This is a genomic window from Noviherbaspirillum sp. (assembly GCF_035654295.1).
Taxonomy (GTDB): domain Bacteria; phylum Pseudomonadota; class Gammaproteobacteria; order Burkholderiales; family Burkholderiaceae_D; genus Noviherbaspirillum.
In genome coordinates this window covers 1-9,229 of sequence record NZ_DASRXF010000161.1, presented here as the reverse complement: position 1 = coordinate 9,229, position 9,229 = coordinate 1, and the positions used below count along the sequence as shown (strand labels likewise).

Here is a 9,229-nt window from a genome sequence, read left to right as displayed (position 1 = left end):
GCACGCGCGGCAACGCCGCGCAGTCTCCAGGAGAAAAGGGAATCAGGATTTGGTGAAGGCGAGCTTCGCTCCCAGCGCCACGAAGGTGGCGCCGACCACGCGCTCGAGCCACAGCTTTGCGCGCGGACTGCTTCCGGCGCGCCGCGCCAGCGTCCCTGCGAGGAAGGCGGTGCCGCTGTTCCAGGCCATGCTGATGAGGGCGAATGCCACACCGAGCACGAGGAAGGCAAGCGTCTTTTGCTGAGCGTCGCTGCGTACGAACTGCGGGATGAACGCGAGGAAGAACAGGATCACCTTCGGATTGAGCACGTTGGTGACCATCGCCTGCAGGAAGATGGTTTTTCGGGAGCGCACATCGCCGCGTGCGGTGCTCGCGGCGGGGCCGGCCGGCTTCGCCAGCATCATGCGGATACCGAGATAGACGAGGTAAGCGCCCCCGGCCAGCTTGATGAAGGTGAATGCGGTGGCGGATGCGGCGAGGATCGCGCTCAACCCGATGGCGGACGCTAGCGCATGCACGCAGCACCCCGCTGAAATGCCGAGGGCGGACAACAGGCCCGCTGTCCGCCCCTGGGCAATACTGCGTCCGATGATATAGGCCGTGTCAGGGCCGGGTGTCGCGTTGAGCAGCAGAACTGCAACGAGAAAAAGACCGAAATTCGAAATTCCGAGGATGTCCATGTGCATTGCGCACCGGCAGCACGGTGCGGACGGGCAAAGACATCATTGTAGCCGCGTTGGCGCGGCTGCATGCTTGCACCGCCCTGCTACACGCCCCACATCACATCCTTGCCTTCGTTGCGCGCGGCGCGCAGCATCTCCAGCAAGGGGTAGGCACGGGTTGCAAAGCTGACAAACTCGACCGGCTCGTGCTCGTTGTCGTCGCCTTCGTCCCCATGATGGGCCAGCACGTCGCGCCTGACTTCCTCGGATGTCGGGTGCAGGCGGCTCTCGGCGATTTCGGCTTCCAGTTTCGCCACGGCGTCCGGCGCTTCCTGCGAAGTAATGACGCCGCGCCGGACGTCCTTGTTCAGCAACTCAAGAATGCGCCTGGCGTGTTCCTCGTACATCAGCACTTCCGCCGCAGCCTTTGACTTGAATGTGATCAGCATGGGGCCTCCGATAGCAGTCTATGACTAAACGATAGCATGTGTTGGGGATTTTGCTACAGGCCAAATCAGTGTCCCGACGGCGTAGCGCGATTGAACATGAATGCAAGCAGCGCGAGCGCCTGTCCCGCTACGCAGACGGCCAGCGCGGCGCGCATCGCACCGTGAGCGGAGGCGCCGAAGCCGCTGAACATGTCCATCAGCAATCCCACCCCCCATTGGACCGCGAACGATCCCGCGAATACTGTCAGGTTGAACGCACTGTTGGCACGGCCGGCCAGTGCAACAGGGAAAGCGAGGCTGACGCTGGTCTGGGTAAGCGTGGTTACCGTGACGCAAACGGCAAGCACCAGCCACAGCGTCCACGACCACGGGGCAGAAGTTGCAAGCATCGCAAGCTGCACCAGGATGGCGCCGCCCAGGCCCGTTGCAATGACATGAAGCGAGGACAAGCCGCGCGTTCCGCCATAGGCCACGTAGCGCGGTGCCCACCACGACATGGCCAGGAAGGACAGCATCAGGCACAGGTTGAATGCGAACAGGACTTGCGCCGTCTCCGCCTTGCTCATGCCCAGCACCGTCATCATCCACGGCCCGGCCCACAAGGTTTGCCAGGCTGAAAGGCATCCGTGGTTCATGATGCCGAGCAAGGCCATGCGGCGGAAGAAGGGATCGCCGAAGATATGCGCGTAACCGAGCGGCGCGCCTGCCGTGCTCGCCGGCCTGGCTTGTGCCGCCGCATGCTGGCTTGTCTCGACCTTCTTCAGCAGAAAGAATATTGCAGCGGCGGCGATCAGGATCATCGCGCTCATCAACCAGAATACGCCGCGCCAGCCAATCAGAGGCAGGGCCGCCGTGACCGGGATGGTTGCCGCCAGCGCCCCGGAGGTGCCGGCCACCAGCATCCAGCTCCCCAGCTGGCTTTGCTGTTCCGGGGCAAACCATTGGCGATATGCCTTGAACGGCGCCATCAGACAGGCCGATACGCCGACGCCGATCAGCATGCGGCCGAGCCACAGGCCGGCAAGCGAGGCGCTGGAAGCGAAGATCGCCGCGCCCGCCGCGGCGAACAGCAGCAATGCGGATTCGGTGCGGCGCGGGCCGTACTTGTCCAGCCAGATGCCCAGCGGCAGCTGCAGTGCGGCGAAGCTCAGGAAGTAGGCGGACGACAGCAGGCCGAGGTCGGCGTTCTGCAGGCCGACGTCCGTCATCAGGTCGGGTGCGATGACGGCATTGATGGAGCGGAATGCGTAGGACAGGAAATACGCTGACGCAAAGCAGAGGAAGACCTGTGCTGCGGCCAGCCCGCGGAGCGCCGGCATCTCAGTTCAGCTTGAATGATGTGAAGAAGGTCTCCGCCGCTTCGGGCGGCAGCGCGCTCTCCTTGCCGACGGCGATCACCTGGTAGATGCGCTTGTCGCGGGCAATGAAGCGGGCGAGAAGCAGGCGCGAATCCGTGCCTGCCGCTTCGACCTCCAGCGTGCCCGCAGCAGGCGCCGTCTCCTTACGCACGGTGCCGCCGATATTGCGCACCAGCGCGGTCTTCATCGCCGTGAGCGCATGCTGCGCCTGTGCCGCATCCGGCAGCTCCGCCGTTCCGACGGCGAAGGTCACGCCGCCGGCGTCGGCGGCGGTCATCGTCATGTCCACGGAAATGCCGTCGAGGTTGACGCTGCGCGTATGGGTGGCGGGCTTGGCGGGCAGGAGCACGACGAAGGGCGCCGAGGTGCCGCGCACTTCGCGCCAGTCGAATTTCGGGCTGCATGCGGCGAGCACGGCGGCGCACGCCACGACCGCCATTTTTGCAGAGAGGGAAGCGGGAAATCGGAACATGGGCGACATGGTAGCAGGTGCGTCGCATTCCGTCCGCGCGCACCCGCCGCCACTACTCGGCGCCACTACTCGGCGCCCTGTGGCGCCGCGCCGCTTGCGCCTTCCGACTGTGCCTTCTGGAACGCGCGCATGCCCAGCACCACCCCGGCGCACAGCAGCGCGATGCCGAGCAGTACCGCGCCGTTCGGTGCAGCGCCGCGCCAGATGAATGCATACAGCAATGCCGCCAGGGTTTCGAACACGATCAGCTGGCCGGCCAGCGATGTCGGCAGGCGCTGACTCGACTTGTTCCACAACATCGTGCCCAGCCAGGAAGCGCACAGGCCGAGCGCCAGCATCAATCCGATGAATTCCGCGGGGCGCGGCCCGAGCGGGAAGTCGTAGGCGGCGGGGTTCAATGCGGAATAGATGCCGTAGCCGACGAAACCGGCCAGCGCCAGCGGCAGGGTTGCCAGGCCCTGCACGGTGGCCCAGGTCGACGAGGCGATATGCGGATTCCGCTTCAAATGCCGTGCATTCATGATCGGATACCAGGTCCATGCGGCAAGCGCACCGAGCGTAATGAAGCAACCCAAGGCGTAGTCCGCCGTGGAGCGGCTGCCGTCGAGATGCGCCAGCTCACTCGCATTCACCAGCATGAGCCCGGCGAAGATGATCACCAGCGAAGGCGCCAGGCGGCTCCACGCCACCGCCTCCGACGGATGGCCGGGCGACCAGTTCGAGCAGATGGAAATCACCACCGGCAGCGTGCCGATCATCATTGCCGGCAAAGGTGCGTCGGCGAGCTGGATGCCCGTCGCCAGTGCGGCGTAATAGAGGATGTTCCCCACCAGCGCGAGCTTCAGCGCAGCGATCCAGTCAGCCTTCTTCAGCGCTGCGATGCGGCGGCGGTCGAAGTAGGCCGGCACCAGCGCGATCAGGCCGAAGCCGATATAGCGGCCGAAGGACAATACGAGGCCCGGATAGTCGCCGAGCATGAGGGGCGCCACGAACACCAGGCCCCACATGAGACCGGCGCCGAGCGCACAGAGCAATCCGATAAACATGATCGATTCCAAAGCGTGAAACCGGGTGCCGGATGCACCCGCAGTCACGGATTATCCGCGGCGGTTCGGCGCCGGTCTTGTACCGATTTGCTGTTGGTACTGGGCCGGCGTGACGCCATAGGCGCGCTTGAACCACCGGTTCAGGTGGCTCTGGTCGGTCAGGCCCGCCGCCGCCGCGGCATCGGAAGGTGTCGCGCGTTGTGCCAGGAGAGACTTGGCGCGCGCCGCGCGCCGGGCCTGCACGTACTGGTGCGGCGTGACGTGGAAGGCGGCGGAAAACGTGCGCACGAAATGGAAGACGGAAAGGCCGGCCTCGGCCGCGAGCATGTCGATGCTAAGGTTGTCGTCGAGATGCGCCTCGATGCAATCCAGCACGCGGCGCAGCGACGCCATGCGGCGCCGTTCGCTATCCGGCACCGGTGCAAGGTTGCGCGCGTTCTTGCCGTAACGCGAAACGATGGCGTCGACGAGCGTGGTGAATCCGGAAACAAATGCCAGGTCGTCGGGGGCGGTCCACATGCGGCGGAAGGTGCGCTGGAAGTCCTGCGCGAGATCCGGGGAATGGACGGCGGCCTCTGGAAAGAAGGCTTCGCTGCCGGTCAGCTCGCGCAGCGTATCCGGCTCGATGTACAGCATCTGGTAGGTCCAGCCCGCATCGACTTCGGCCTGGCCGGTATGCAATTCATCGGGATTGAGCAGGACCAGCGTGCCTGCCGGGGCAATATGGTCCGACCCCAGGTAGCGGAAACGTTCGACGCCCGCCTCGATCGCGCCGATCGAATAGCCGTCATGCACGTGCGGCGCGAATGCGTGGTCGACCAGCCGGGCCGAATACAGCTCGACACCGGGCAGGTGCGGGCTGGCCTTGAAAGTGACGAATTCGGAAGGATGGTGGAACATGCTTGCCTCGGCTGGACTGCCATCATAAATCTTTATCGGCAATCCTGCGCTGCGCTCAATGCTCCCTCAATGCGCGCCGGTATTGAATTGCCTCCGCGACATGCGCCTGCCCGATTTCGGGAGCGCCAGCCATGTCGGCGATCGTACGAGCCACCTTGAGCACCCGGTGATAGGCACGCGCCGACCAGTTCAACCTTGCCATCGCCGTGCGCAGCAATTGTTCCGCCGCCGCATCGGGCTTGCAGTGCGTGTCGATCTCCGTCCCGGACAGCGCGTGGTTGGCCTTTCCCTGGCGTTCGATCTGCGCGGTGAAGGCGCGTTCGACGCGGCCGGCGATGGCGGCGGAGGGCTCGCCGTCGGCCTGCTTGAGCAAGTCTTCCTGCGGCAGCGCGCCGACCTGGATCTGCATGTCGATGCGGTCGAGCAGCGGGCCGGAAATCTTGTCCTGGTAGCGCGCGACAGCATCAGGCGTGCAACGGCATTTGCTGGCGTGATGCCCGAGATAGCCGCAGGGGCAGGGATTCATCGCCGCCACCAACTGGAAGCGCGCCGGGAAATCCGCCTGCCGCGCGGCCCGCGAGATCGTGATGTGCCCCGATTCCAGCGGTTCGCGCAGCACTTCCAGCACCTTGCGATTGAATTCGGGGAGTTCGTCCAGAAACAGCACGCCGCGGTGGGCCAGCGAGATTTCGCCCGGCCGGGGAGGGCTGCCCCCGCCAACGAGGGCCACGCCGGATGCGGTGTGGTGCGGCGCGCGGTATGGACGCGTTTTCCAGCGCCGGGCGGAGTAGCCGTTTGCCAGCGAGTGCACGGCGGCGGATTCGAGCGCTTCGTCATCCGTCATCGGCGGCAGGATGCCGGGGAAGCGGGTGGCGAGCATGGATTTGCCGGTCCCGGGCGGGCCGACCATCAAAATGCTGTGCCCGCCGGTGGCCGCAATCTCCAGCGCGCGCTTGGCCTGCGCCTGCCCTTTCACATCCGCAAAATCCGGGTAGGCGGGCGGGCTCATGATCGCGGCAGCGCGGTGGCGGGACAGTCTCGTATCTCCGTTCGCCGAGGCGAAGTGTGCGCATACCTGAAGGAGGGTGTCGGCCGGGAAGATGGCGGCATCGCGCACCAGCGACGCCTCTTCGGCGTTGGCGCGCGGCAGGATGAAGGCGCGCCGCCGCCGGTCGCTGTCGTCGGCCCGGTGCATGGCGTGGGTCATCGCCAGCGCGCCGCGGATCGGCCGCAGTTCGCCCGACAGCGACAGCTCGCCGGCAAACTCGTAGTGATCCAGTTCCTCGCCCGGCATCTGGCCGGAGGCGGCGAGGATGCCCAGCGCGATCGGCAGGTCGAAGCGTCCCGATTCTTTCGGCAGGTCGGCCGGCGCAAGGTTGACCGTGATGCGCCGGGCCGGAAATTCGAAGCAGGCGTTTTGCAGCGCGGCGCGGACCCGGTCCTTGGATTCCTTCACTTCGGTTTCCGGCAGGCCGACGATGGTGAAGGAAGGCAGTCCGTTGGCAAGGTGAACCTCGACCGTCACTTCCGGCGCGTGCATGCCGGCCAGCGCCCGGCTCTTCAGGACGGCCAGGCTCATCGATTACGGTCTTTTCAGCTGCGCTTCGAGTTCCGCCACGCGCGCTTCCAGGGCTTCCAGCTTGGCGCGGGTCTTGGCCAGCACCTGGCTCTGGATGTCGAATTCTTCACGCGTCACGAGGTCGAGGCGGGAAAAGCCCTGGGTCAGCATTGCCTTGACGTTGCGCTCGATATCCTTTGCCGGCGAGTTTTCGATTGCCTGGTTGATCCTGGCCTGAAGGTCGTTGAAAAAGTTTGTCTTGTCCATGATCAATCCTGTGATGAGTAGTCTGCACTTCGCTGGTGCGCGCAGACGGAGTGCGCTTCAGCGTGGTGCGATCTTTGTGGTGCAGCGCCTTAAAAAGGTGTAGGCGGCGCGCCGACAAAGCGGAAAATTATAAAAATAATAACGTATCTGCGGCTAAAAACGGTGGCATGAGTCCTGCTAAGTAGTTGGAAAAATGCAATTCAAAAGATTTTTCCAACAGACAAAAAGGGAAGCGCCATGAAAAAACTCGTCCTTGCTGCCTCGCTCTTCGCTGCGTTCGCATCGACTGCCTCCGCGCAGCAAGCCGCCGCCTCGGATCATACCTTCACCGGCAACCTGACGGTAGCCAGCGATTACCGTTTCCGCGGCATTTCCCAGACTTTCGGCCGTCCGGCTGTGCAGGGAGGCTTCGATTACGCCCACAGCAGCGGCTTCTACGTCGGCAACTGGAATTCGAACGTGAGCGGCAACCAGTATCCGGACGGCGCCGGCCTCGAGATGGACCTGTACGCCGGCTACAAGTTTGAAGCGATGCCGGGCCTGACCGCGGACGTCGGCCTGCTCAAGTACTACTACCCGGGCGCGGCCATCGCCGGCATCAAGCCGGACGCGCTGGAACTCTACATCGGCGCCACCTATAACTGGTTCTCCGCCAAGTACAGCCATGCCGTCAGCGACGACTATTTCGGCTTCACCAACGCCGACGGTTCCTACTACCTCGATCTGAACGCGAACTTCGAGATCGCGGAGAAGACCACGCTGGGCTTCCACGTAGGCCGCCAGAAGTTCAAGAACGCCGGCGCATTCGATTACACCGACTACAAGATCGGCGTCACCCGCGATTTCGGTTTTGCCACCCTCGGCCTGGCCCTGGTTGCGACCAATGCCGAAAGCGCGAACTACACCTATTCCAACGCCAGCGGCACCAAGACCAAGGACGTGAGCAAGAACACGGCCGTGCTGTCGATTTCCAAGACCTTCTAATCTCGTAGAGGCTCATCATGAAACTGATCACTGCGATCATCAAACCCTTCAAGCTCGATGAAGTGCGCGAAGCCCTGTCGGCGATCGGTGTGCAGGGCATTACCGTCACGGAAGTCAAGGGCTTCGGGCGCCAGAAAGGCCATACCGAGTTGTATCGCGGCGCCGAATATGTGGTCGACTTCCTGCCCAAGACCAAGATCGAGGCCGCGGTGGACGACGCCATCGTCGAGCGTGCCATCGAGGCGATCGAAAGCTCGGCACGCACCGGCAAGATCGGTGACGGCAAGATCTTCGTGTTCGACTTGCAGCAAGTCGTTCGTATCCGTACCGGCGAGACCGGCAAAGAAGCACTCTAAAGGAGGAGTGAGATGAAAAAACTTTTTGCAAGCGTCCTGGCGGCCGGTTCCATGCTGATCGCCGTCGGCTTCGCCCAACCGGCGCTGGCCGAAGAGGCCGCCTCGGCCAAGCCTGAGGCGGTTGTGGTTGCACAGGCGTCCGCACCTGCTCCGGCAGAAGCGGCTTCCGCGCCGGCTGCTCCGGCCGCTGCCGCCGCTGCACCCGCCGCCGCCAATGCACCCGCCGAGGCGGCCCCGGCTGCCGCACCCGCGGCCAACAAGGGCGATTCCGCCTGGATGATGATGGCCACCGTGCTCGTCATCCTGATGACGATCCCTGGGCTGGCCCTGTTCTACGGCGGCCTGGTCCGCACCAAGAACATGCTGTCGATCCTGATGCAGGTCTTCATGATCTTCTCGCTGATCGTCGTGCTGTGGAGCATCTACGGCTACTCGCTGGCGTTCACTGAGGGCGGCGCGTTCATCGGTTCCTTCGACCGCCTGTTCCTGAAGGGCATCACGCCGGAGTCGCTGGCGGCCACCTTCAGCAAGGGCGTCGTGATCCCCGAGTTCGTGTTCGTCGCCTTCCAGGCAACCTTCGCGGCCATCACCTGCGGCCTGATCGTCGGCGCATTCGCCGAGCGCATCAAGTTCTCGGCCGTGCTGCTGTTCATCGTGCTGTGGTTCACCTTCGCTTACCTGCCGGTCGCGCACATGGTCTGGTTCTGGCCCGGTCCGGATGCTTATACCGACGCGGCCGCCGCCGAAAAGGCAACCGCTGCCGCCGGCTGGCTGTTCCAGAAGGGCGCGCTCGACTTCGCGGGCGGCACTGTGGTCCACATCAACGCCGCTGTCGCCGGCCTGGTCGGCGCCTATGTGATCGGCAAGCGCATCGGCTACGGCAAGGAATCGATGGCGCCGCACTCGCTGACGCTGACGATGGTGGGCGCATCGCTGCTGTGGGTGGGCTGGTTCGGTTTCAACGCCGGTTCCGCACTGGAAGCGGGCGGCACCGCCGCGCTGGCCATGGTCAACACGCTGCTCGCAACTGCTGCCGCCACCCTGTCCTGGAGCTTCGGCGAATGGATGGGCAAGGGCAAGCCGTCCATGCTGGGCGCTGCTTCCGGTGCCGTCGCCGGCCTCGTGGCGATCACCCCGGCAGCCGGTTTCGTCGGTGTGATGGGCGCGCTGGTGATC

The 9,229-nt window shown here is 64.4% G+C and carries 11 protein-coding genes; 3 read left to right on the top strand and 8 right to left on the bottom strand.

Features of this window, described 5'->3' with window-relative positions; translation table 11 throughout:
- Window positions 1-42: 42 nt before the first annotated feature.
- The 8 genes from VFF99_RS15845 to VFF99_RS15810 all read right to left on the bottom strand — a co-directional run bounded on the left by VFF99_RS15845 (window position 43) and on the right by VFF99_RS15810 (window position 6,713).
- The gene (locus tag VFF99_RS15845) at window positions 43-675 is read right to left on the bottom strand and encodes a LysE family translocator (protein WP_325019567.1); all 633 of its coding nucleotides are present in this window, start codon (window positions 673-675) and stop codon (window positions 43-45) included.
- Between the two features lie 92 nt (window positions 676-767).
- Entirely contained in the window at window positions 768-1,112 is a 345-nt protein-coding gene (locus tag VFF99_RS15840; RefSeq protein WP_325019566.1) for a DUF1840 domain-containing protein, read from the bottom strand.
- A 65-nt stretch (window positions 1,113-1,177) separates the two neighbouring features.
- On the bottom strand, window positions 1,178-2,431 hold the full coding sequence (locus tag VFF99_RS15835) for an MFS transporter (RefSeq protein ID WP_325019564.1): 1,254 nt from the start codon (window positions 2,429-2,431) through the stop codon (window positions 1,178-1,180).
- 1 nt (window position 2,432) lies between these two features.
- Entirely contained in the window at window positions 2,433-2,942 is a 510-nt protein-coding gene (locus tag VFF99_RS15830; protein WP_325019563.1) for a hypothetical protein, read from the bottom strand.
- Between the two features lie 65 nt (window positions 2,943-3,007).
- On the bottom strand, window positions 3,008-3,988 hold the full coding sequence (locus tag VFF99_RS15825; protein WP_325019561.1) for a DMT family transporter: 981 nt from the start codon (window positions 3,986-3,988) through the stop codon (window positions 3,008-3,010).
- A 51-nt stretch (window positions 3,989-4,039) separates the two neighbouring features.
- On the bottom strand, window positions 4,040-4,888 hold the full coding sequence (locus VFF99_RS15820) for an AraC family transcriptional regulator (protein WP_325019559.1): 849 nt from the start codon (window positions 4,886-4,888) through the stop codon (window positions 4,040-4,042).
- 55 nt (window positions 4,889-4,943) lie between these two features.
- A complete protein-coding gene (locus tag VFF99_RS15815; RefSeq protein ID WP_325019557.1) occupies window positions 4,944-6,467 on the bottom strand; it encodes a YifB family Mg chelatase-like AAA ATPase in 1,524 nt (507 codons plus the stop codon).
- Window positions 6,468-6,470: 3 nt separating this feature from the next.
- A complete protein-coding gene (locus VFF99_RS15810; protein WP_325019555.1) occupies window positions 6,471-6,713 on the bottom strand; it encodes an accessory factor UbiK family protein in 243 nt (80 codons plus the stop codon).
- Between the two features lie 237 nt (window positions 6,714-6,950).
- On the opposite strand from VFF99_RS15810, the gene VFF99_RS15805 reads away from it, so the two are divergent.
- From VFF99_RS15805 to VFF99_RS15795, 3 genes are all read left to right on the top strand, one after another.
- The gene (locus tag VFF99_RS15805) at window positions 6,951-7,697 is read left to right on the top strand and encodes a TorF family putative porin (protein ID WP_325019554.1); all 747 of its coding nucleotides are present in this window, start codon (window positions 6,951-6,953) and stop codon (window positions 7,695-7,697) included.
- A 17-nt stretch (window positions 7,698-7,714) separates the two neighbouring features.
- The gene (locus VFF99_RS15800; protein WP_325019552.1) at window positions 7,715-8,053 is read left to right on the top strand and encodes a P-II family nitrogen regulator; all 339 of its coding nucleotides are present in this window, start codon (window positions 7,715-7,717) and stop codon (window positions 8,051-8,053) included.
- A 12-nt stretch (window positions 8,054-8,065) separates the two neighbouring features.
- Window positions 8,066-9,229: ammonia channel protein (locus VFF99_RS15795; RefSeq protein ID WP_325019550.1), on the top strand; the 1,164-nt coding region annotated here is incomplete at its 3' end.